At 63.3% G+C, this 23,092-nt stretch carries 24 protein-coding genes; 14 read left to right on the top strand and 10 right to left on the bottom strand.

Annotated elements, in window-relative coordinates; genetic code table 11:
* Positions 1–15: 15 nt before the first annotated feature.
* Both GTP55_RS05940 and GTP55_RS05935 read right to left on the bottom strand, forming a co-directional pair.
* Positions 16–1,296: a sensor histidine kinase gene (locus GTP55_RS05940; protein ID WP_229257764.1), complete on the bottom strand. Its 1,281-nt coding sequence runs from the start codon at positions 1,294–1,296 to the stop codon at positions 16–18.
* A complete protein-coding gene (locus GTP55_RS05935; RefSeq protein WP_161044024.1) occupies positions 1,293–1,931 on the bottom strand; it encodes a response regulator transcription factor in 639 nt (212 codons plus the stop codon). Before GTP55_RS05935 ends, GTP55_RS05940 begins: the two co-directional genes overlap by 4 nt.
* Positions 1,932–2,063: 132 nt before the next feature.
* Between GTP55_RS05935 and GTP55_RS05930 the strand changes: the two genes are divergently transcribed.
* Both GTP55_RS05930 and GTP55_RS05925 read left to right on the top strand, forming a co-directional pair.
* Positions 2,064–2,693 (top strand): energy transducer TonB, encoded by a 630-nt coding sequence (locus GTP55_RS05930; RefSeq protein WP_161044023.1) that lies wholly within the window; start codon positions 2,064–2,066, stop codon positions 2,691–2,693.
* A 126-nt stretch (positions 2,694–2,819) separates the two neighbouring features.
* Complete coding sequence (locus tag GTP55_RS05925; protein WP_161044022.1) at positions 2,820–3,380, top strand: outer membrane beta-barrel protein; 561 nt, start codon at positions 2,820–2,822, stop codon at positions 3,378–3,380.
* A 43-nt stretch (positions 3,381–3,423) separates the two neighbouring features.
* Here the strand turns inward: GTP55_RS05925 and GTP55_RS05920 are convergent, their stop codons facing one another.
* The 6 genes from GTP55_RS05920 to GTP55_RS05895 form a co-directional block, all read right to left on the bottom strand.
* Positions 3,424–4,044, bottom strand: coding sequence for a 4'-phosphopantetheinyl transferase family protein (locus GTP55_RS05920; RefSeq protein WP_161044021.1), 621 nt, complete (start codon positions 4,042–4,044; stop codon positions 3,424–3,426).
* Positions 4,045–4,105: 61 nt separating this feature from the next.
* A complete protein-coding gene (locus tag GTP55_RS05915) occupies positions 4,106–5,182 on the bottom strand; it encodes an ABC transporter ATP-binding protein (RefSeq protein WP_161044020.1) in 1,077 nt (358 codons plus the stop codon).
* 25 nt (positions 5,183–5,207) lie between these two features.
* On the bottom strand, positions 5,208–6,989 hold the full coding sequence (locus tag GTP55_RS05910; protein WP_161044019.1) for an ABC transporter permease: 1,782 nt from the start codon (positions 6,987–6,989) through the stop codon (positions 5,208–5,210).
* A 12-nt stretch (positions 6,990–7,001) separates the two neighbouring features.
* On the bottom strand, positions 7,002–8,090 hold the full coding sequence (locus GTP55_RS05905) for an ABC transporter substrate-binding protein (RefSeq protein WP_161044018.1): 1,089 nt from the start codon (positions 8,088–8,090) through the stop codon (positions 7,002–7,004).
* A 21-nt stretch (positions 8,091–8,111) separates the two neighbouring features.
* Positions 8,112–9,080 (bottom strand): Bug family tripartite tricarboxylate transporter substrate binding protein, encoded by a 969-nt coding sequence (locus GTP55_RS05900; protein WP_202423584.1) that lies wholly within the window; start codon positions 9,078–9,080, stop codon positions 8,112–8,114.
* Positions 9,080–10,141 (bottom strand): porin, encoded by a 1,062-nt coding sequence (locus tag GTP55_RS05895; RefSeq protein ID WP_161044017.1) that lies wholly within the window; start codon positions 10,139–10,141, stop codon positions 9,080–9,082. Before GTP55_RS05895 ends, GTP55_RS05900 begins: the two co-directional genes overlap by 1 nt.
* Before the next feature lie 197 nt (positions 10,142–10,338).
* Here GTP55_RS05895 and GTP55_RS05890 point away from each other — a divergent pair, with 197 nt between their 5' ends.
* From GTP55_RS05890 to GTP55_RS05850, 9 genes are all read left to right on the top strand, one after another.
* On the top strand, positions 10,339–11,043 hold the full coding sequence (locus tag GTP55_RS05890; protein ID WP_161044016.1) for a response regulator: 705 nt from the start codon (positions 10,339–10,341) through the stop codon (positions 11,041–11,043).
* Between the two features lie 5 nt (positions 11,044–11,048).
* Positions 11,049–12,530, top strand: coding sequence for a sensor histidine kinase (locus tag GTP55_RS05885; RefSeq protein WP_161044015.1), 1,482 nt, complete (start codon positions 11,049–11,051; stop codon positions 12,528–12,530).
* Between the two features lie 35 nt (positions 12,531–12,565).
* Entirely contained in the window at positions 12,566–12,976 is a 411-nt protein-coding gene (locus GTP55_RS05880) for a nucleotidyltransferase substrate binding protein (RefSeq protein ID WP_161044014.1), read from the top strand.
* Positions 12,966–13,295: a nucleotidyltransferase domain-containing protein gene (locus GTP55_RS05875; RefSeq protein ID WP_161044013.1), complete on the top strand. Its 330-nt coding sequence runs from the start codon at positions 12,966–12,968 to the stop codon at positions 13,293–13,295. Before GTP55_RS05880 ends, GTP55_RS05875 begins: the two co-directional genes overlap by 11 nt.
* Position 13,296: 1 nt before the next feature.
* Positions 13,297–13,638, top strand: coding sequence for a ribonuclease E inhibitor RraB (locus GTP55_RS05870; protein ID WP_161044012.1), 342 nt, complete (start codon positions 13,297–13,299; stop codon positions 13,636–13,638).
* An 83-nt stretch (positions 13,639–13,721) separates the two neighbouring features.
* Positions 13,722–15,146, top strand: a complete 1,425-nt coding sequence (locus GTP55_RS05865) for a sensor histidine kinase (RefSeq protein WP_161044011.1) — start codon at positions 13,722–13,724, stop codon at positions 15,144–15,146.
* A complete protein-coding gene (locus tag GTP55_RS05860; protein WP_161044010.1) occupies positions 15,136–15,705 on the top strand; it encodes a hypothetical protein in 570 nt (189 codons plus the stop codon). Before GTP55_RS05865 ends, GTP55_RS05860 begins: the two co-directional genes overlap by 11 nt.
* Positions 15,702–17,123 (top strand): sigma 54-interacting transcriptional regulator, encoded by a 1,422-nt coding sequence (locus GTP55_RS05855; RefSeq protein WP_161044009.1) that lies wholly within the window; start codon positions 15,702–15,704, stop codon positions 17,121–17,123. The genes GTP55_RS05860 and GTP55_RS05855 overlap by 4 nt, the downstream gene beginning before the upstream one ends.
* Positions 17,124–17,321: 198 nt before the next feature.
* Positions 17,322–17,654, top strand: a complete 333-nt coding sequence (locus tag GTP55_RS05850) for a BON domain-containing protein (RefSeq protein ID WP_161044008.1) — start codon at positions 17,322–17,324, stop codon at positions 17,652–17,654.
* Positions 17,655–17,732: 78 nt separating this feature from the next.
* Here the strand turns inward: GTP55_RS05850 and GTP55_RS05845 are convergent, their stop codons facing one another.
* Both GTP55_RS05845 and GTP55_RS05840 read right to left on the bottom strand, forming a co-directional pair.
* Positions 17,733–19,055 carry a homoserine dehydrogenase gene (locus GTP55_RS05845; RefSeq protein WP_161044007.1) on the bottom strand — a complete coding sequence of 441 codons (1,323 nt, stop codon included), beginning with the start codon at positions 19,053–19,055 and terminating at the stop codon, positions 17,733–17,735.
* 120 nt (positions 19,056–19,175) lie between these two features.
* Positions 19,176–20,408, bottom strand: a complete 1,233-nt coding sequence (locus GTP55_RS05840; protein WP_161044006.1) for a pyridoxal phosphate-dependent aminotransferase — start codon at positions 20,406–20,408, stop codon at positions 19,176–19,178.
* Between the two features lie 199 nt (positions 20,409–20,607).
* On the opposite strand from GTP55_RS05840, the gene GTP55_RS05835 reads away from it, so the two are divergent.
* Genes GTP55_RS05835 through GTP55_RS05825 form a run of 3 tightly spaced genes read left to right on the top strand, consistent with a single transcriptional unit; the run spans position 20,608 to position 23,045 of the window.
* The gene (locus GTP55_RS05835) at positions 20,608–21,000 is read left to right on the top strand and encodes an Mth938-like domain-containing protein (protein WP_161044005.1); all 393 of its coding nucleotides are present in this window, start codon (positions 20,608–20,610) and stop codon (positions 20,998–21,000) included.
* On the top strand, positions 21,000–22,658 hold the full coding sequence (locus GTP55_RS05830; protein ID WP_161044004.1) for a glycosyltransferase family 39 protein: 1,659 nt from the start codon (positions 21,000–21,002) through the stop codon (positions 22,656–22,658). Before GTP55_RS05835 ends, GTP55_RS05830 begins: the two co-directional genes overlap by 1 nt.
* 15 nt (positions 22,659–22,673) lie before the next feature.
* Positions 22,674–23,045: an SMR family transporter gene (locus tag GTP55_RS05825; RefSeq protein ID WP_161044003.1), complete on the top strand. Its 372-nt coding sequence runs from the start codon at positions 22,674–22,676 to the stop codon at positions 23,043–23,045.
* The last annotated feature ends 47 nt before the right edge of the window (positions 23,046–23,092 follow it).

Below are 23,092 nucleotides of genomic sequence, written 5' to 3'. Positions count from 1 at the left end.
TTCAAAGAGAAAAATTTATCGAATTGGCATTGCAATGGTGATACGCGTACCGGCGCCGAGGCAGGTATCGATGGCAATGCGGCCATTGAGGGCGTACACGCGCTCGCGCATTCCCACCATGCCGATGCCGGATGAGGCCTCGGCCGGATCGAAGCCGGCGCCGTTGTCGCTGATTTGCATGTGCAACTCGCCGTCTTCCAGCGCCAGCTGCACCGACGCCTGCGTAGCCCGCGCATGCTTGACGATGTTGGACAGCGCCTCCTGCACGATCCGGTACGCGGAGATAGCAACTCCGGCTTCCATCTTCGAGAAGTCACCCTGCGCCTGTAAATCGAAACGACAACCGCTGCGCGCGCTGTCGTAGTGGCGCATCATCTCCTCCACCGCGCCGTCCAGCCCGAGCATGTCCAGCACTTCCGGCCGCAAACGGCGCACCAGCGCGCGGCCGCTGTTGTACAAACCCAGCGCCAGCTTGATGATGGACTGCGCCTTCTCGCGCGCCTCGCCCTCCGGACTGATGGCGGCAATCCGCTGCGCCTCCAGCCGCACCGCGATCAGCGTGGCGTTGAGTTCATCATGGATTTCCAGCGCGATGCTCTGACGTTCATCTTCCACCGCAGTATTAACCTTGCGGATCAAGCGCCGCTTCTCGTCATCCGCCTCGCGCAGCGCGCGCATCGACGCCTGCAGCGACGCATCCAGTCCCTTGGCCAGCTGCCACGCCAGCAGCACGCAGGCCAGCAGGCCGAGACAGCCGACCATCAGCTCCACATAGAACCTGCGCGTCTGCTTGAGCAGCAACGCCGACGGCGACATCGTCACCCGCACATAGCCCATGGTCTCCACCGTCATGCCGCTGGCGGCGGGACGGTCCTTCTGATACGGCGTGCCGTCGGGAGCCAGCATGGACACCCACATCAGGCGCTTGAGAATCGGCGCCTCGTCGTAGCGCAGCTCGTGCGGCGAAGCGCTGCCCGCGCGCGCAACCGCCTGCACCAACCCTCGCCGCTGCGCATCCAGCACCTCGATGCGCTGGATGCTGGGGTCCGCGCGCAGCAGGCCGTTAATGGTCAGCTTCAGGTCATCATAGCGGCGCGACACCAGACTAAATTCACTGCTGTCGGCCAGCACCTTGGCCACCAGCGGCCCGCGCTCCGCCAGCTCCTCGCGCACCTCCGACAAGCGCGATTGATACGCGTACCAGACAAAGGTACAGAACAGATAGGCCAGCGGCAGGGCGGTCATCGCCATCAGGCGCGTGCGCACGCTCCAGTGGCGCCAATGCCAGCGCCTCAAGGCTCAATCAGCCCATGCTTGACCGCCAGCCGCGTGATATAGGCCGGACGATGCACGCCCAGCTTCTCCTTCACCGCCTGGCTGATATTGCTGATGGTCTTGGTGGAGACGTCCAGCTTCTCGGCGATCTCCGCGTTGGTCAGACCTTCCGCCATCAGCGTGAAAATCTCCAGCGCGCGCTCGTCCAGCTGCGACTGCGGCGACGCGTCGCCGCGCACCGACAGGTTGGCCAGCCGCTCGGCGATATGCGGCAGGAAGTACAACTCGCCGTCATGCGCGCGTTTCACCGCCGCCGCCAGATCGGCCGGATCGCAATCCTTGGTCATGAAGGCGCGGCCGCCGAGGCGGTAGGTTTCCTTGATCAGGCTATCCTGGTCGAACTGGCTGAGGAAGACGATGGCGGCGGACGGCGTCTGCGCCAGAATCTGCCTGGCCACATCGAGCCCGGTCAACTGTTCGCCGAAACGGATGTCCAGCACGATCACGTCCGGCTTCAATTCCTGGTACTGCGCCAGCGCCTCGGCCGGCGTGCGCGCCTGCGCCACCACGTCCAACCCCTGCCCTTGCAGCGACATGGCGAAACCAGTCATCACGATGGGATGATCGTCCGCCAGCATCACGCGTATTTTTTTCATTTTCTACTCCAAAGCATGCCTTGTGCGAAGCATATCACAACGTCATTGCGCAAAAATCTCTTTTATTTTGCTATATCATGGAATAGTATACTTCCAACACATAGCAATTCCACCCACCACCAAGGAGTAACCATGGACCAAAAGAAGAACCTGACCGGCATGAGCACCGTCGTTCTGCTGCACGTCGCGCTGTTGGCTGTGTTCCTGCACGGTTCCAAGCTGACGATATTCAAGCCGTCAGCGTCGGTGGTCGATCTGGTGCCCACCCTTGATCCGCCCAAGCCAAAGCCGCTTGATCCGCAGGTGGAACTGCCTAAAATGACGCGCCCCGATATCTTCGTGCCGGAGATCCCGTTCGACATCCCGGTACAGTCACCGCCCAACGTCACGGCCCGCTCCATGCCGGATCAGCCACCGGCCCAGCCGCCGATGGGCGGAACCGCCGACACCGGCGTCAAGCCGACGGCGGCCAAAGCGGCGCCGGTGGTGACGGCCGCCGTGGTGGACGCGCAAGCCTGCACCAAGCCGGATTACCCGAAAAACGCGCTGCGCAACGGCGACACCGGCACCGTCCTGCTAGCCTTCCTGATCGGTGTCGACGGCAAAGTAGCCGACTCGCGTATCGAGAAAACCAGCGGCTTCCGCGACCTCGACCGTGCCGCCCAGGCCGGCCTGAGCCTGTGCAAATTCAAGCCCGGCACCGTGGACGGCGTGCCCCAGCAACTGTGGACTAAAATGCAATACGTCTGGAGCCTGGACTAACGCTACTTGAATGACATTTGCATGATTGAGTATTCTTCTATATAATGTTGCCCCAGCGAAACGGAACAACCGCAGCACGCAGGTTGTTCCGTTTTGCTTTTCTAGCCACACTTTAGGGAATAGCAAATGAAAAAGAATATCTTGTTCGCACTGATCGCAGCACTGGCTGCTCCACTGGCCGCTCACGCTGAAGGCAACTACTACGTCGGCGGCAACGTCGGTCGCGCCGAGCAGAAAGTAGACCTCGACGGCCTGTCGATCAAAGAACACAAAACCGCGTACAAGGTGTACGGCGGCTACAACTACACCCAGAACATCGGCGCCGAAATCGGCTTCGCCGACCTGCGTGAAGTAGAAAAAACCGGCTACGGCGCGCGCATCGCATCGAAACCGCAATCGCTGTACGTGGCTGCCGTGGGCACCCTGCCACTGAACGAACAGTTCGCGCTGATCGGCAAACTGGGCGTCGCCTACAACCACGTCAAAGTGTCGGCATCGGCGCCAGGCTACTCGGACAGCGCGTCCGACAACCAAACCTCGCCATACATCAGCGCTGGCGCAGCGTATGTACTGAACAAGAACGTCAGCTTCGTCGCGGAGTACGAGTACTTCGGCAAAGTCGCCAAAGACGGCGACGCCAGCATCAAAGCCAACCTGGTATCGGTTGGTGTGCGTTACGCTTTCTAAGCTCTAACGCTGAAACAAAAAGCCGGCAATGCGCCGGCTTTTTTTATTCAAGCGTAACGAGTTCTATCGGCGGCGGCTTGTCCAGCGGCTGCTCGCTGCACAGCACCACCGACAATTCGGCATGCGGCAGCACGACACAGTGTCCGCCGGCTGCTACGCCCAGCTTGAAGCGGGCTTCCTTCTCGCTCCACAAACGGTAAAAGCCTTCGACAGGCTCATCGTCTGGCAAGCCTTGCAGACGCTCCCACTGCAGCATCTCGCCGCTATCGAACGCCTGCGCCGCCAGCGCGTTCAGGTCGCGCGCTGCATCCTTCACCTCGATATCCAGTCCCAGCGCGGTTTGAGCACTGACCGCACACGCCACCCAGCGGCCGCTGTGCGAAATGCTGAAGCCCGGCGCCACACCCTTGACTACCGGCGCTGCCAGGCGCGGGGCCTTGCCCACCTGCTCGTCGAGCCGGATCTCCTGCGGCGTCACGCCCAGCAGGCGCGCCAGCATCATCCGCAACAGCACACGGCCGACGATGAACTGGCGCTGCCGCTGCGCGCGCACGAAACGCTGATGACGCGCCATCTCGTCCGCCGACAGCCAGCCGCGCCAGCGCTGCAAATCGGCCTCCGCCACCGCATCCGCGTCGACCATCCAGAGTGTAGCCTTCGTCATCTTGAATTTTGCCAGAACCAAAAAGGCATTATAGACGAGGGCTATGCACTCCGCTGAGGACTCAGAACACCCAGAGTTTGTCCGCCGGCAGTTGCAACCAGTAGCGGCCAGGCTCCAGCCGGTACTTGGAATAAGCACGCAGGCTGATCTCCGTGCCGCCCTCGCCCTTGAACAGGCACTCGAAGCGGTCGCCGAGATACATGCAGGTCAGCAGCGGCAGTTCGATGGCGTTGTCGGCAGGCGTGGCGCTGATCCGCACTTCCTCGACGCGGATGATGGTGACGCCCTCGCCCTCAGCGCCGGCGCCGCGCGCGGTGGCCTGCAAGCGCGTGCCGTTGATATCGAGCTGCACCTGCTTGCCATCGCGCTGCACCACGCGCGCCGGCAGGCGGTTGTTACTGCCCATGAATTCGGCGGTGAACAAGGTGTCCGGTGTTTCGTACATGCCTTGCGGCGTGCCTTGTTGCTCGATCTTGCCATTATTGAGCAGCAGGATGCGGTCCGAGATCGCCATCGCCTCCGCCTGGTCGTGCGTGACCATCAGCGCCGACAGGCCAAGCCGCACAATCAACTCACGCAGGAAGGCGCGCGCCTCTTCGCGCAGCTTGGCGTCCAGGTTGGACAAGGGTTCGTCCAGCAAAATCACCGGCGGGTTGTAGACCAGTGCGCGCGCTATCGCCACCCGCTGCTGCTGGCCGCCGGACAACTGGTGCGGATAGCGTTCGCCCAGATGTCCCAGGCCCAGGTTCTTCAACACGTCGTTGACCTTGTCCTTGATTTCGCTGGCGCCCAGCTTGCGCAGCTTAAGGCCATAAGCGACATTGTCGAACACCGTCTTGTGCGGCCACAATGCATACGACTGGAACACCAGCCCGAGATTGCGCTGCTCGGCCGGCATCTCGAAGCCTTTGGCGCCGTCGAACACATTACGGTCGCCGATGTTGATCGCGCCGGCCTTCGGGCTTTCCAGCCCCGCCACCGCGCGCAGCAGCGTGGTCTTGCCGCTGCCCGAAGGGCCGAGCAGCGCCACCACTTCGCCTTTTTGCAGGTGCATGGAGACGCCCTTAAGGATCGGATTGGCGCTGGCGCCGCTGCCGTAGTCCAGGTGCAGCTCGTTGACGGTCAGTTCATTGGTCATGATGTCTCGTTTCATATGGATGTTCTCAGTTATGCAGCTTGACGCCGAAGCGCAGCGCGACGCCGAGGCCTATCGCCACCAGCGCAATGTTGATGAACGATAGCGCCGCCACCAGGTCGGTGGAACCGGTCGCCCACAGCGACACCAGCAGCGCGCCTATCACCTCGGTGCCTGGCGACAGCAGATACACGCCGGTCGAATATTCGCGCTCGAAGATCAGGAACACCATCAGCCACGCACCCAGCAGGCCGTATTTGATCAGCGGGACGGTCACGTCGCGCGTTACACGGCCGCGCGTGGCGCCGACTGCGCGCGCCGCCTCTTCCAGCTCCGGCCCCACTTGCAGCAGCGCGGTCGAGATCAAACGCATGCCGTACGCCAGCCACACCACCGAATACGCCAGCCACAAGGCGAAGATGGTCGAACGCATCGAGCGCAGCAACGGAATCGCATGCTCGCTGAGCCACAGCGCGGCGCCGTTGTCCATGCCTTTCAAGGCGCCATCCAGCCAGCTCGGGACGAACAGGAACACCCACAGGAACGACAGGCCGGCCAGCAACCCGGGCACGGCGCGCGGCACCAGCACGCTGTAGTCGAGGAAGCGGGTGATCATGTCCGGCTTGCGGTGCATGGCCAGCGCGATGGCGCAGTAGCAGATCACGGCACAAGCGCCGCCGATCACGCCGATCAGCACCGTGTTCAGGATGCCGCGCATCAGCGCCGGCTGTTCCATGATTTCGCGGAAGTGTTGCAAGGTCAGCACGTCGGCCAGGTTGACGCCCTCGCCCCAGTACTGGACGAAGGAGCGCAGCACGATGCCGGACATCGGCATGATGATGGTGAACATCAGCCAGCCGAAGATCAGCGCGAACGCCAGCCACTTCCAGCGGCCCAGCGGCATGGCCTTGGAACGCGCGCCCTTGCCTTTGATCGAGACGAACTTGTTGGCCGACTTGAGCAGCCAGCGCTGCACCATCACCAGCGGCATGGTCACCATCACCAGGCAGACGGCGACGGCGGCCATCAGGTGGTAGGAAGGCGTGCCCAGTTTATTGGTCAGTTTGTACAGATAGGTGGCCAGCACCATGTGCCCTTCCGGATCGCCCAGCACCAACACCAGGCCGAAGACTTCAAAGCCGAGGAAGAACACCAGCACGCCGGCATACGCCAGCGCCGGCGTGATCATCGGCAGCGAAACGTTGAACATCACCTGCAACGGCGAGGCGCCGGCCACGCGCGCCGCCTCCTCCACGTCCGAGCCGAGGCTCTTCAGCGCCGACGATGCGTACAGGTAGACGTGCGGCACGTGCGTCAGGCCGGCGATGATGACGATGCTGCTGAACGAGTAGATATTCCACGGGATAAAGCCGAGGATGTCCTTGGCCCACAGCGAATAAAAGCCCACGGGCCCCATCGACACCACGTAGCCGAAGCCCATCACCATCGGCGAGACGAAGATCGGCACCAGCAGCATCGGCGCGATGAAGCCCTTGCCCGGCAGGTTGGTGCGTATCATCAGGAAGGCCAGCATGCCGCCCAGCGGCACGGCGATGATCGCCAGACCGGACGCCAGCCAGAACGCATTCTTGAAGGCGATGGCGAAATCGGGATCTTCAAAAATGAAGCGGTAGGCGTCCAGCCCCAGGTTCTTGACCGGCATGAAGAACGGCGCGTCCAGGAAGCTCTGGTAGAAAATCAGGAACAGCGGCAGGAAGATGGCGCAGACGGCCAACGTCACCACCACGCCGCGCGGCCAGTTGATGCCGGACCAGCGTCCTGGCCGGACGGAGTGAGCAAGTGTGTTCATGGAAGTTGATCCTTACTTCTTGCCAGCGGTGGCTTTCCACTGATTGAGGAAGGCCATGCGCTTGGCCGGCCCGAGGAACTGCAGCAGGATAGGATGTACCGGCACCGGCTTGATGTTGTCCTTGCCGATCTGCTTGATCAGCTCTGCCGATGTGGTTTCGCCGGTGACGTCGGCGCGGATCGCAAACAGCTTCGATTCGTTGGCGATGATGGTCTGGCCGCGATGCGACAGCATGTAGTCCAGCCACAGCTTGGCGGCGTTGACGTTTTTCGCGCCTTTGTTGATGAAGAACACGCGTGACATCACCAGCGTGTAATCCTTCGGCAGCACCACGCCGATCGACGGATCGGCCTTGGCGCGCACCAGCGCGTAGGAACCGAGCACGTTGTAGCCGATCAGGTTCTCGCCGGACGAGATGCGTTCCATCATGGTGCCGGTGGACGACTGTACCCGCACCTTGGCCACGCCGAAGGCGTTTTCCAGATCCTGAAACTTCGGATTCTCGCGCGCGTCCTGGGTCATGAACATGAAGCCGACGCCGGATTTCTCGATGTCGTAGGTGGTGACCTTGTCCTTGAACTTGGGCTGCTGTATCAGTCTGGTGAAGTCGGCGTGCGTCTGCGGCACTTCCCTGGCGTCGACCAGGCGCTTGTTGTAGACGATGGCGGCCGGCTCGAAGGTGGTGCCGTAAGCCTTGTCGTCCCACACCGCCCAGCCGGGGATCTTCGACGCTTCCACCGATTTGTAGGCCAGCGCGTAGCCGTCCGAGGCCAGGCGCATTTGCAGGTCCATCGCCGACGACCACATGGCGTCAGCGGTATTGCCGCCGGCCGCCACTTCGGAGATGAAGCGGTTATACACCTCGGTGGAATTCATGTCGTTGTATTCCACCGTAATGCCCGGATACAGCGCGCTGAAGTCCTTGATCAGCGGCTGCGTGGCCTTGCTGTCGGTGGCGCCGTAGATCACCAGCTTGCCCTCTTTTTTGGCGGCGTCGATCAGCTTCTGGTAGTCGGCCGGATAGCCGGCCGGAACCTGCGCCAGTGCGGAACCGGCAAACAGCGTGGCGCATGCGGCGGCCAAAGTCGTTTTCAACATCATGTCATCTCCATTGGTTTAAATTCAGCGCACCAGTCCCAGTTCGGCGGCGCGCCTGCCGTAGTCGTCCACGGCTTTCTTGATGTAGACCGCCAGCGCATCGCCGGTCAGCCCGAAGGGGTATAAGCCTGATGCAGCACGCATCTGCGCAAACTGCGGGCTGGCCAGCACGCGGTCGAAGTACGCCACCCATTGCCGGTACTCGGCGTCCGACGCGTGAGGCCCCATCCACACGCCGCGGATGATCGGCCACACCACATCGAAGCCCTGCTCGCGCGCGGTCGGCACGTTGGCCAGCACGCCGGGCAGGCGCTGTTCGGACAGCACCGCCAGCACGCGGGTGTTGCCGCTCGCCGCGTACAGCGACGCTTCGCTGGCGTCGCCCGACACTACATGCACGTAGTTGGCGTGCATCGCGGTGAAGGCTTCGCCGCCGCCCTCCAGCGCGACGAAGCGCAGCGCCTTTGGATCGATGCCACTGGTGCGCGCCAGCAGCGCCATCTTCAGCCAGTCCTGGCTGCCGATGGTGCCGGAAACGCCGATCAGCACCTTCTGCGGATTGGCCTGCAACGCCGCCACCAGATCGCGCAGCGTCTTGTAGGGCGAGTCCGCGCGCACCGCGATCATGCCGTAGTCCGCACCCAGCGCCGCCACCCAGCGTACATCGGAAGACTTCACCTTGCCGAACTTGCCCTGCGCGAGGTTGAGCAGCGAGCCGCCGGAAAACGCCACCAGCGTATTCGGTTCGGTGCGGCGGCCCGACACCAGCGAATGCCAGGCCACCGCGCCGATGCCGCCCGGCAGATAGGTGATGTGCATGTCGGACGGCGGCGGGTCCGGCGCCTCGCGCAGCCCATACAGGCCTTTCTGCGCCAGCTTGCAGGTCAGGTCCATCGCGCCGCCCGGTTTGGACGGCACGATGCACTCCAGGCCTGCCGCCTGGGCCGCCGCGCCGAACAGCAAGGCGCAGATCAGTGCCAGCAGGGTTTTCATCAGTAGCGGTGCTGCATGCCGACGGTCAGGCCGCGCTGACTGGTGCCGTAGCCAGGGTCGTCACGCGACAGGCCGGTGAGCTGGCCATTCTTCGCCTTTGCATAGGCGGCCGTCACGTGCAGGTCGGTACGCTTGGACAGCGCGTAGCGGTAGCGCGCCACGTACATGGTCGGATCGGCGTCCTTGCCGGCGGCGACGTTCTTGACGTTGATGTGATAGATGGCGCCCGTCAGCGTGGTGGTGCCGGTGCGGTAGGCGAGACCGGCCCAGGTGGTGGTGGCGTCGACATCGGCGGTCAGCGCCTTGCCGGCCGCCAGTTTGTAATCGCGCAGCACGGCCCAGGCCTTGAATGGGCCGGTTTCGTAGTTGCCGCCGACGTGCCAGACGGTGTTTCGGTCACGGTTGCCGGTGGCCGGCACGGTGTTGCCGTTGTTGCGTTCCCAGGTTGCCATCAGATTGACCTCGCCCAGTTTGTAGACGGTGCTAAAGCCGGTCTTGGCGCTGTCCTGCGCGCCGGTGGCCTGTTCGCCGGCGGCGTAGTTGGCGCCAACCCGCCAGTCACCGAAAGTGCCGGCATATTTGATGATGTTATCGTACTGGGTGGTGAAGCCGTATTTTGCCGGGCCGGTGGCCGGGCCGGAGGTGGCCCACGAATAGTAAGGCGCAAAGCCCATCGGATCGAAGCCGATCACGGTGTCGTACACGGTGGTAAACGAGCGGCCCACCACCACGCGGCCGAAGGCGCCTTCCAGGCCGACATTGGCCTGGCGCTTGAACAGCGCGCCATCCTGCGCGCCGGTGTCCATCAGGATGCCGCCTTCGAGGTTGAACACGGCTTTGAGGCCGCCACCCAAATCTTCGCTGCCGCGCAGCCCCCAGCGGGAAGTATTCATGCCGCCGGAAATCACGCGGGTCATGCTGCCGCCGGCCGGCGTTTGATTGGTGGCGGTTTCCATGCCAACGTCCAGCAGGCCGTACACCTGAACGTTGGATTGCGCCTGCGCGCCGCCGGCGGCCGCAGACAGCGCCAGGACCGCGAGGGTCAACGGGGATTTCTTCATCAAATTGTCTCCAGATATAGTTATATGTGTTCTCTGATCTTTTGCGATCAGGTGTCCACTATAGGAGCGTCAATCTTTCAATTGCCTTTCAATGTCTCCTCATCGCCACAATCGCCGGAGACACTTCACTTTTAAGCGCCGGCGCGCCATGATGCTGGCCTTACCCTGCACTTATTTAAGCGAACTGGCAAGACCCCATGCGCATATTGTTAGTTGAAGACCACACCGAGTTGCAGCACTGGCTGGCCAAGGCGCTGCGCGACGCCCATCTGACGGTGGAATGCGCCGACAACGGCGCCGACGCCGACGCGCTGCTGCATACCCAGGACTACGCACTGGTCATCCTCGACCTGACCTTGCCGCGCATGGATGGCCTGGATGTGCTCAAGCGCCTGCGTGCCCGCGGCGGCGCGCGCGCCAAGACGCCGGTGCTGATCCTGACCGCGCGCGGCGGCCTGGAAGACCGCGTGCAAGGGCTCAATCTCGGCGCCGACGATTACCTGGGCAAGCCGTTCGAACTGGCGGAACTGGAGGCGCGCGTCAAGGCGCTGCTGCGCCGCAGCGTCGGCAACGAGGCACTGGTCCATCGATGCGGCGCGCTCAGTTTCGACACCGTCACCCGCATGTTCAGCTACGCCGGCAATCCGCTGGCGCTGACGCCGCGCGAGCATGCGGTGCTGGAGACTTTGATTACCCGCACCGGCCGCGCGGTCTCCAAGGAAAAGCTGTTCGACGAAGTCTTCGCGCTGGCCGATGACGCCGGCATCGACGCGATTGACCTGTACATCCACCGCGTGCGCAAGAAGCTTGACATGCCCGGCCCGGACGCCGCCGTCATCACCACGCTGCGCGGCATCGGCTACCTGCTGCAACCACGCGCCGCCACCGGCGCGCCGGCCTGACCGGCATGAGCGCGCCGCCCGCAGCAGCGACACCGGCCGCACCAGCGCCCCGCGCCGGCGACATGCTGGGCAGCCTGCGCGGCCAGTTGCTGCGCTGGCTGCTGGGGCCATTGCTAGTGCTGGTGGCGCTGAACACCATCTCGGTCTACCGCAACGCCAAGGACGCGGCCGACGTGGCCTACGACCGTTCGCTGCTGGCCTCCACCCGCGCGCTGGCGGAACGGGTATCGGTGGTGGATGGCAAGGTAGTGGCCGATGTGCCCTACGTGGCGCTGGACAGTTTTGAGACCGATACGCTGGGCCGCATCTACTACAAGGTCACCGGGATTCGCGGCGAGACCGTGTCCGGCTACGGCGACCTGCCGGCGGTGCCGGCCGACGTGCCGCGCTCGGAGGCCTATCCGGCGCTGGTGCGCTTCTATCACGCCCAGTACAATGGCCAGCCGGTGCGCATCGCCGCGCTGCTGCAACCGGTGTATGACGACTCGATGCGCGGCATCGCCCTGATCCAGGTCGGCGAAACGCTGGAGGCGCGGCGCGTGCTGTCCAACCAGATCCTGTTCGACACGCTGAAATGGCAGGCGCTGTTGCTGGCGGCGGTGGCGCTGCTGGTATGGTTTGCGGTGCGGCTGGTGCTGCGGCCATTGATGCAGCTGAAAAGCGCGGTCGAGACGCGTGGCCTGAACGACGCTTCCGATGTCGACCCAACGCTGGTGCACAAGGAAGTGCGGCCGCTGGTGGCGGCGCTGAACAGTTCCCGCTCGCGCATGCACATGCTGATCAACAGCCAGCGGCGCTTCATCGCCGACGCCTCGCACCAGTTGCGCACCCCGCTGACGGTGCTGAAAACCCAGGCCGAACTGGCGCTGCGCGAATGCGACCGGCCCGGCGCCGATCCGGAACTGAGCAAGGCGGCGCTGCGCGAGATTGTGTACAGCATGGCCGCCACCACCGACTCCACCGTCAACCTGGCCAACCGCCTGCTGACGTTGGCGCGCATTGAACACCGCGACCAGAGCACCGACAGCACCACGCCCATCTCGCTGCGCGACACCGCGCGCCAGGTCGGGCTGGAACTGGCGATGGCGGCGGTGGCCAAGAACATCGACCTGGCGCTGGAGGCGCAGCAGGACTGCGTGGTGTCAGGCCAGGCCTTGCTGCTGCACGAAATGCTGGCCAACCTGGTCGACAATGCGCTGCGCTACACGCCGGCGGGCGGCGCCGTCACCCTGCGCGTCAGCGAGAGCACGGACGGCGTCACGCTGGAAGTGGAAGACAACGGCCCCGGCATCGCCGCCGCCGAGCGTGAGCGCGTGTTCGCCCCCTTCTACCGGGCCGCCGCCACGCTGGAGCGCAATCCCGGCGGCCATGGGCTCGGCCTGGCCATCGTGCGCGACATCGCCACCCTGCACGCCGCCGCCATCACCCTCGACGACGCCAGCAGCGGCCAAGGCCTGAAAGTCCGCATCCAGTTCCCGGCGCGGTAAAATACTGCGATCCACGCGAATCAAAGGTGTGCATCATGAGCGAGCAGGATATCCGCTGGCTACAACGCTTGTCGAACTATCGACGCGCCTTGTCACAGTTGAAGAAATTTATCGACAAGGGCGATTTGAACGAACTTGAGCAACAGGGCCTGATCAAGGCATTCGAATTCACCCACGAGCTGGCGTGGAACGTTTTGAAGGACTACTTCGAATATCAGGGAAACAGCAGCATCAGCGGCTCCCGCGACGCGACGCGCGAGGCTTTTCAGCATAACCTGATTGCAGAAGGCGAGGCCTGGATGGGCATGATCAAAAGCCGTAACCAGTCTGCGCATACCTATAACAAGGAAACTGCGGACGAAATCGGCGGCTTGATCGTTGCGTGCTATTTTGACTTGTTCGTCGCGCTGGAAGCGAAGATGTCGGAGCTCTCGCATGGACTCTGAAGCACTGGAATTCGGGCTGAAGCCAACCGTTATCGCGCAGATGAATGAAGTGTTCGCGCGCTTCCCCGAGGTGGGGCAAGTTATACTGTATGGCTCGCGGGCCAAGGGTAATTTCAAGCGCGGGTCCGATATTGACCTGTGCCTGGTCGGCGACGGCTTGTCGATGCCTACTCTGCTGAAGATAGATACTGCGCTGGACGACCTTCTGCTACCTTACAAAATAGACCTGTCGATCCGCGATCACATCGACAATACCGAATTACTATCCCATATCAATCGCGTCGGAACCGATTTTTACCGGCGCAGCAACAAGGAATAACATGATTACCAAAGAAGAAATGGTCGCGCTGTTCGACGACATGAAACAGAACGCCCCGTGGGATCTCAGCAAGCCGCTGTTGTGGGGCTACTTCTTCGCCGACGCCGACAAGGCCAAGCTGGAAGCCGCGCAGGCGCTGTTGAAAGCCAAGGGCTATCAGGTGGTCGGCATCTACGACTCCAAGCCGGACGGCGACAGCCCGGCGCTGTGGTGGCTGCATATCGAAAAAGTCGAGAAGCACACGGTCGACACGCTGCACGCCCGCAACCAGGAATTTTACAAGTTCGCCGAAGAACAACAGCTGGAATCCTACGACGGCATGGACGTCGGCCCGGCCTCCTGACTCGCCGCAGCCCCCCAATCGAACAGGCTATCGCGGCAGTTTGGCCTTATTATTTCTGTAATATAGCCACTTTCTAACCCGCGATGCTCTCGAAACTCTCGTTTCGCCAGCTGCTGCTGGGTGTCTTTTTGCTGATAGCCGTGTTGCTGAGCGCCGCCTCGCTGCACGCTTTGTGGACGCTGGACCGCCTGGCGGCCCACAGCCGCGACAGCGGACACCACGCGCTGGCGCTCACTGAAAATACCCAACAGCTGGCCGAACGCAGCGTCGCCATGACGCGCAGCGCCCGCCAGTACCTGGTGCTGGACGACCCGGCCTTCCGCAAACGCTACGCCGACGCCTGGCGCGACGCCCGCCTGGCGCTCGACGCCGTGGCCACCGCCCTGCCGAATGCGCCCGAGGCGCTGTTCGAGCGCTGGCGCCAGGCCGGCGCACAGGCGTGGGACATCCTGCAAATGCCGTCCCGCGCGCGCAGCAGCGCGCGCCAGCAGGCGCTGGAAAAAGCGCTCGCTCCGCTGCCGGCTGTCAACGAGCAGTTGGCCGAGGAAGTCAAACAGGAGGTCGAACGCCGCAACGCCGAACTGCTGGCCGAGCTCGACCAGCGGCGCGCGGTGCTGAAGGGGCAGGTACTCGGCTCGATCGTGCTGGCCGCACTGCTGGCGTCCGGCTTCGGTTTTTGGCTGTCGCGGCCGCTGGCGCAGATCGAGCAGGCCATCGATACATTGGGCGAAAGCCACTACGACCAGGCGGTGGTGGTGCGCGGCCCCAGCGACCTGCAACGCGTGGGCCAGCAGCTGAACTGGCTGCGCCAGCGCCTGGCCGACCTGGAAGCCGACAAGGCGCGCTTTCTGCGCCACATTTCGCATGAGCTGAAAACGCCGCTGGCGGCGCTGCGCGAAGGCGTGGCGCTGCTGGAAGACGGCGTGGCCGGCGCGCTTTCGCCCAACCAGCGCGAGATCGCCGGCATCCTCAACCAGAATACCGCAGCGCTGCAATCGCAGATCGAAGCGCTGCTGCGCTACAACACCGCCACCTTCGACGCCCAGCACCTGCACCGCCAGCCGGCCGACCTGGGCGACCTGCTGGCGCAGGCGATCGACAGCCAGCGCCTGCAGTGGCAGGCGGCGCGCCTGACCGTGGCCACCGAGGGCAAGGCGCGCAGCATCGCCATCGATACCGACAAGATGGCGATCGCGGTCGGCAACCTGCTGTCGAACGCCGTGCGTTTCAGCCCGCCGGACGGCCTGATCTCGTTCCGCCTGGGCGAACTGGACGGCACCCTGCTGCTCGATTGCCGCGACCAGGGGCCCGGCGTGGCGCCGGAGGACGCCGCCCACATCTTCGAACCGTTTTATCAGGGCCGGCGCCAGCCGCCCGGCGCCCGGCACGGCAACGGCATCGGGCTGTCGATCGTGCATGAATACGTGGCCGCGCATGGCGGCATTCTCCAACTGCTGCCGTCGCAAGGCGGCGCCCACTTCCGCATTGAATTACCCTATGAATCCTAAGCTCCCCCTGATCCTGACCGTGCTGGCCTGCCTGTCGCTGGCCGCCTGCACGCTCAACTCGCCGCTGCCGGCCGAACCGCCGCCGGCGCCGACCCCGCCGCCGGTGATCGAACTGGTGGCGGCGCCCGTGCCGCCGCCGGACGAGGTCGGGCCGCTGCTGAGCTATCACCAGTCGCTGCGGCGCATGAGCCAGGGCGAGCTGGTCAAGGAACTGAGCGGCCTCGGCCTGCAACGGCGCAGCCCGCGCGTGGCGATCCAGATGGGCATGGCGCTGATGCTGACGCGCGGCAACGGCGATCTGGCGAAAGCGCAGGCGCTGCTCGACAGCGTGGCCACCTCGGCCGATGTGGACGCCGCGCCGTTGCGGCCGCTGGCGCAACTGTTGTCCAGCAACTGCGCGGAAACGCGCCGCCTGTACGACCACGCCGACAAGCTGGCCGTGCAGCAAAAAGAAAACCAGCGCCGCATCGATCAATTGAGCGACATGCTGGAAGGCCTGAAAACCATCGAACGCACGCTGCCGGCCCGCCCGGCGCCAGGAGCACAGGTGACCAAATGACCACCCCTACCCCCCCTACCACCGCCCCCCAGGGCCAGGGCGCCCACCTGCTGCTGGTCGATGACGACGACGACCTGCTGCGCCTGCTGTCAATGCGGCTCACCGCCAACGGCTACCGCGTGACTGCCGTCGGCAGCGCCGAAGCGGCCGTCACGCGGCTATCGATGGAGCTGCCACGTCTGGTGATCAGCGACATCCGCCTCCCCGACCGCGACGGCATGTGGCTGTTCCAGGAAATCCGCCGCAGCTACCCGGCGTTGCCGGTGATTCTGCTGACCGCGCACGGCACCATTCCGGACGCGGTGGAAGCCACCACGCTGGGCGCCTACGCCTACCTGACCAAGCCGTTCGACGCCAGGATGCTGCTGGAACGCATTGCCCAGGCGCTCAGCCTGTCGGCGCCGGCGGCCAGCGCCACTGAAGCGGGCGAGGACTGGCGCGCCGCCATCATCAGCCGCAGCCAGTGCATGGACGAGCTGCTGGCCGAAGCCCGCCTGGTCGCGGCCTCCGACGCCAGCGTGCTGATACGCGGCGAGAGCGGCACCGGCAAGGAGCTGCTGGCGCAAGCCATCCACCGCGCCAGCCGGCGCGCCAAGGCGCCCTTCATCGCCGTCAACTGCGGCGCGATCCCGGAGGCCTTGCTGGAGTCGGAACTGTTCGGCCACGTCAAGGGCGCCTATACCGGCGCCGTGGCCGCGCGCGAAGGTCTGCTGCAGGCGGCCGATGGCGGCACCCTGTTCCTCGACGAGATCGGCGACATGCCGCTGTTGCTGCAGGTCAAGCTGCTGCGGGTGTTACAGGAGCGCGTGGTGCGCCAGCTGGGTTCGGACGTGGCCAGGCCGGTCGACGTGCGCATCCTGTCCGCCACCCACCGCGATCTGGACGTCGCCATGCGCGAAGGCCAGTTCCGCGAGGACTTGTATTACCGCCTCAACGTCATCGCCCTGACCTTGCCGCCGCTGGCGCAGCGGCGCGAGGACGTGGCGCCGATGGCCAACCAGTTCCTGCAAACGCTGGCCGCCAAATACGGCAAGACGGTGCGCGGCTTTGCGCCGGACGCGCTGGAGGCGCTGACCATGTCGTCCTGGCCCGGCAATGTGCGACAGCTATATAACGTGGTCGAGCATGTGTGCGCGCTGGCCACCGCGCCGCTGGTGCCCCTGTCGCTGGTGCAACGGGCGCTGCGGGTGCCGTCGCTGGAGGTGCTGAGCTACACCGAGGCGCGCCTGCGCTTCGAGCGCAATTACCTGGTCCAGCTGTTGAAACTGGCCGATGGCAACGTCGCCGACGCCGCCCGTCTGGCCGAGCGCAACCGCACGGAATTCTACCGCCTGCTGCAAAAGCACAATCTGGACGCCAGCCTGTTCCGCAGTGATGTCGCCGAAGAGCGACAAGACGAAACGCTTAAAAATCAATGACTTGGCATAGGGAAGCCGGGTCATGTCGCCGTTTCCCGACAAATCTGGCCAGATAATCCATTCCGACAAAGTTTCCACGCAGAAAAATCCATCTAAGTCGTTGAATTCAAATAGAAAATCAGAGCTGGCACGGGGTTTGCAAAGGAGTGGGTAACGTCACTGACGTCTTATCCTCAAACTCGATAAAGGAAGCAAATCATGATGACCAACAAACTGATCGCCCGCCTGATGGTAGCAACCGCTCTGACCGCTGCTGCCGCAACCGGCACCGCCTTCGCCGCTGGCCAACAGGATGCAGCGCTGGCTGGCGCCGCGAAAGCCGGCACCGCCACCAATGACGAGGCCATCACCAGCAAAATCAAGGCTTCGCTGGCAGATCAAAAGCAAATCGGCGTGACCACTGCAGACGGCGTGGTCACCCTGTCGGGTAGCGTTGCCAGTACCGATGTCGGCACCAAAGCCATCCAGGTTGCATCGGCCGTACCAGGCGTGAAAGAAGTCAAAAGCGAACTGACTGTCGCTTCGAAGTAAAGATGTAAGCGGATTTACCCTGTAGAGAGAGAACCCTTTTCCGGTCAGCGTGCGTAGACGCTGGCCGGATTTTTTTATTTAGCTCAGGTTTTCCAGACGGATCTTGGTCACACTGCCCCCAACCGTCGACAAGGCTTCCATCTTGGCAATCGCCGCCGTCACATGCTTTTCCTGCGTCTGGTGCGTCAGGAAGATGATGTCGGTGCGGGTCTCGCCTTCCGCCGGCTCTTTTTGCAGCATGGCGTCGATCGAAATGCCGGCATCGGCAAGGATGCGGGTCAGGTCGGCCAGCACGCCCGGCTCATCGCTCACATCCATGCGCAGGTAATAGCTGGTGGTCACTTCCGACATCGGCAGGATCTCGATGTTGGTCATGGCATTCGGCTGGAACGCCAGGTGCGGCACGCGGTGTTCCGGATCGGCCGTGGCCAGGCGGGTGATGTCCACCAGGTCGGCGATCACCGCCGAGGCGGTCGGCTCGGAACCGGCGCCCTTGCCGTAGTACAGCGTGGCGCCGACGGCGTCGCCCTGCACCAGCACCGCATTCATCGCCCCTTCCACATTGGCGATCAGGCGCTTGGACGGAATCAGGGTCGGGTGCACGCGCAGCTCCACGCCCTCCTTGCCGTTGACCTTGGCGCGCTTGGCGATGCCCAGCAGCTTGATGCGGTAGCCCAGTTGCTCGGCGTAGCGGATGTCGATGGCGTTCAGCTTGGAAATGCCTTCCACGTGCGCTTTGTCGAACTGCACCGGAATGCCGAAGGCGATCGCCGACATGATGGTGGCTTTGTGCGCGGCGTCCACGCCTTCGATGTCGAAGGTCGGGTCGGCTTCCGCATAGCCCAGTTCCTGCGCCTGCTTCAGCACGGTGGCGAAGTCCAGGCCCTTGTCCCGCATTTCGGACAGGATGAAGTTGGTGGTGCCGTTGATGATGCCGGCCAGCCAGTCGATGCGGTTGGCGGTCAGCCCTTCGCGCAGCGCCTTGATGATCGGGATGCCGCCGGCCACCGCCGCTTCAAACGCCACCATGACGCCCTTGGCTTGCGCTGCGGCGAAAATCTCGTTGCCGTGTACGGCCAGCAGCGCCTTGTTGGCGGTGACCACGTGCTTGCCGTTGTCAATCGCCTTGAGCACCAGCTCGCGCGCCTGGTCGTAGCCGCCGATCAGTTCGACGACGATGTCGATTTCCGGATCGTTGACGATGTCGAACGGGCTGGCCACCACCTTGACCTTGCCGCCGGTGCGGGTTTTGGCGCGTTCCAGGTTGCGTGCCGACACGGCCACGATCTCGATGCTGCGGCCGGCGCGGCGGCGGATTTCTTCCTGATTGCGTTCCAGCACGTCGAACGTGCCGCCGCCGACATTGCCGACGCCTAATAAGCCTACTTTGATTGGTTTCATATAAATTCCAAAGATCTCTCAATCGTCATTCCGGCGAACGCCGGAATCCATGCTGAGCTTGCGTTCTATAGATTCCGGCCTGCGCCGGAAGTCATGCCGTCAATGGGCGGCAGGACGGCGTTAAAAGCTGGCGCCGTGGCGCTTGCGGTAGCTTTCCATGAACTTGGCCATGCGGCCGAAGGCTTCCACCATATCGTCCGAGTTCGGCAGGAACACGACGCGGAAGTGATCCGGCGCGATCCAGTTAAAGCCGCTGCCCTGGACGATCAGCACTTTGGTTTCGGCCAGCAGCTCGTAAGCAAACTGCTGGTCGTCCGCGATCGGATAGATCTTCGGATCGAGGCGGGGGAACATGTACAGCGCCGCTTTCGGCTTGACACAAGTGACGCCGGGAATATCCGTCAGCAGTTTGTAGGCCAGATCGCGTTGCTTCAACAGGCGCCCGCCCGGGCCGACCAGGTCGTCGATAGACTGGTAGCCGCCGAGCGCAGTCTGGATCGCAAACTGCCCCGGAGCGTTGGCGCACAAGCGCATTGAGGCCAGCATGTTGAGGCCTTCGATATAATCTTTTGCGTGCGCCTTTTCGCCCGACACCACCATCCAGCCGGAGCGGTAGCCGCAGGCGCGGTAATTCTTCGACAGGCCGTTGAAGGTGACGAACAGCAGGTCGTCCGCCAGCGAGGCGATCGACACGTGCTCGGCGCCGTCGTACAGCACCTTGTCGTAGATTTCATCGGCGTAAATAATCAGGTCGTGCTGGCGCGCCAGCTCGATGATCTGCAGCAGCAGCTCGACCGGATACAGCGCGCCGGTCGGATTGTTGGGATTGATGACGACGATGGCGCGCGTGTTGGGCGTGATCTTGCGGCGCATGTCCTCGATATCCGGATACCACTCCTGCTGCTCGTCGCACACATAGTGCACCGGCGTGCCGCCCGACAGCGACACCGCCGCCGTCCACAGCGGATAGTCCGGCGCCGGCACCAGCACCTCGTCGCCGTTGTTGAGCAGCGCGTTCATCGACATCACGATCAGCTCGGACGCGCCATTGCCCAGGTAGATATCGTCGATGCTGACGCCGGCGATATTCTTGCCCTGGGTGTAGTGCATCACCGCCTTGCGCGGCGCAAACATGCCCTTGGAGTCGGTATAGCCGGCCGCATTCGACAGGTTGATCTTCATGTCCTGCACGATCTCGTCCGGCGGATCGAAGCCGAACACGGCGAGGTTGCCGATATTTAACTTCGTGATCTTGTGGCCTTCCTCCTCCATTTGCCGGGCTTTTTCCGGCACCGGGCCGCGGATCTCGTAGCAGACTTCCGCCAGTTTGTTCGATTTTTGAATCGGTCGCAAAATAAAATCCTGTTTATGTGAGGCAAACTTCCATGACCTGCCAAAAATGCCGGGGCCGGCCCATGCTGCAATGCAAAGAGGACCATTCTGCCGAAAGGGGCCGATTTAATCAACCTTTCAGGCCGGACGCCCCTTGAAAACGCTACAATGACAACTTCTTTTGCGCTTTATACACCCGATTCCATCCACGATTTCCGACATGAAGCTCCACCAAAGCGATACCCAAAAATACCAGACCGTTACCGGCTACGACGAAACCGGCGTCGAAATCAATGCTGAGCGCTACAACTACAGCCTGATCGTGCTGCCGGAAGTGGCGCCGCGCGCCTGGAACGCGCCGACCTTCGAGTCGATCACCGCCGCACATTTCGACCTGATCGGCGCCGAAAATCCGGACGTGGTGATCCTCGGCACCGGCGCCCGCCAGCGCTTCATCCATCCCAGGCTGACCGCCGCGCTGACGCTGCGCCGCATCGGCGTCGAGTGCATGGACAGCCAGGCCGCCTGCCGTACCTACAACATCCTGATGGGCGAAGGCCGCAAGGTCGCGCTGGCCCTGATCATCGACGGCGACGAGGGCAAAAGCGCCTGATGAACGACCTCTATAACTCTAAGAAAGTCGTATGGGGACTGCTGGCGGCGTTCGTCATTGTCTGGCTGTACGTGCTGGGCGTGCGCACGCTGGTGCCGCCCGACGAGGGCCGCTACGCCGAAATGGCGCGCGAGATGTGGGCCACCGGCGACTGGATCACTACCCGCCTGAACGGCATCAAGTATTTTGAAAAGCCGCCGCTGCAAACCTGGATGAACGCGCTCTCGTTCGGCCTGTTCGGCCTGGGCGAGTGGCAGGCGCGCCTGTGGACCGGGCTGTGCGGCCTCGGCGGCGTACTGCTCACCAGCTACACCGCACACCGCCTGTTTGGGCAGCGCACCGGCTTCTACGCCGCGCTGGCGCTGGGTTCCACGCTGTACTGGGTAGCGGGCGGCCAGATCGATTCGCTGGACATGGGCCTGTCGGGCATGATGACGGTCGCCCTGTGCAGCCTGCTGATCGCGCAGCGCGACGCCGCCACCCCGGCCGAGCAGCGCAACTGGATGCTGCTGTGCTGGGCCGGCATGGCGCTGGCGGTGCTGGCCAAGGGCCTGATCGGCGTGGTGCTGCCGGGCGCGGTGCTGGTGCTGTACACCCTGCTATCGCGTGACATTGCCATTTGGAAACGCCTGCATCTGGGCAAAGGGCTGCTGCTGTTCTTCGCCATCGCCACGCCATGGTTTGTGCTGGTGGCGCTGCAAAACCCGGAACAGCCGCACTTCTTCTTCATCCACGAACACTGGGAACGCTTTTTCCTCAAGACCCACCACCGCGAAGGCGCCTGGTATTACTTCCTGCTGCTGCTGATCCCCGGCGTGATGCCATGGTTCGGCCTGCTGCCGCAGGCGCTGGTCCAGGGCGTCAGGCGGGCGCCCGGCGTGTTCCAGCCCAAGCTGCTGCTGGTGATCTGGGCCGTGTTCATCACCTTCTTCTTCAGCTACTCCAGCTCCAAGCTGCCGGGTTACATCCTGCCGGTGTTTCCGGCGCTGGCCATGCTGATCGCCAGCTACCTGGAAAGCGCCTCGCGCCTGAACCGCATGCTGGCGGCCGGCCTGCTGCTGCTGCTCGGCGTGGCCGGACTGGTGGCGCTGCCGCACTGGATCGGCTCGGCGCCGCGGCATCCGGACGAGCGCGCGCTGCTGGAAGCCTACCAGCCGTGGGTGCTGAGCGCCGCCATCGTGGCCGCCGCCGGCGGCGCGCTGGCGATCTTCCACGCCCGCCAGCTGCGCCGCGACCTGACGGTGCTGACGCTGGCCATCGCCGGTTTCGTGTCGGTACAGCTGATCCTGACCGGCTTCGAGCCGTACGGCAACCTGCGCGCCGGCAAGCAACTGGCGCTGAAGATGCTGCCCGAGCTGCAGGCCGACACCAAGATCTATTCGGTATCGACCTACGAACAATCGATGACCTTCTACCTGCGCCGCACGGTGATCCTGGTCAACTACTGGGATGAATTCACCTTCGGCCTGACGCAGCAGCCGGAGCTGTCGATTCCGACCGTGGATGGTTTTATTGCCCGCTGGCAGGAGCATACGGCGCAAAAGGTCAAGGCCATGGCCATCGTCAGCGACGACGCCTATCGGGATTTGAAAACCAAGGGGGTGACCATGCGCGTGATCGCGGAAGACAGCCGCCGGCTGGTCATTACCAATCTGTAATGAACAAAACCATAAATGAATATTGCAACGTTTAGCTTCATCATCACCGGCGTGCTGCTGAATGCAGTGGCACAGCTGCTGCTCAAGGCCGGCGCCCGCAATGTCGGCGAAATCCACCTGACGCTGAACAATCTGTTCAGCGTCGGCTGGCGCGTCGCCACGCAGTTGCCCATCATTGGCGGGCTTACTTGCTACGTGTTGTCGGTGGTGCTGTGGATTATCGCGCTGTCACGCGTTGATGTTTCCATCGCCTATCCGATGCTGTCGCTGGGCTATGTGGTGACCGCCATCGGCGCCTGGTACCTGTTCGGCGAAGCGCTGTCGGTGCAGCGCCTGCTTGCCATTTTCGTCATCCTGGTCGGGGTGGCGTGGCTGGCGCGTACCTGATGAACAATTTAGAATGACGGCCAGACGTCATACATAAAAATAGATTA

Source organism: Duganella margarita, assembly GCF_009857535.1.
GTDB lineage: Bacteria > Pseudomonadota > Gammaproteobacteria > Burkholderiales > Burkholderiaceae_D > Rugamonas > Rugamonas margarita.
This window is presented reverse-complemented; position numbering and strand designations above follow the sequence as displayed.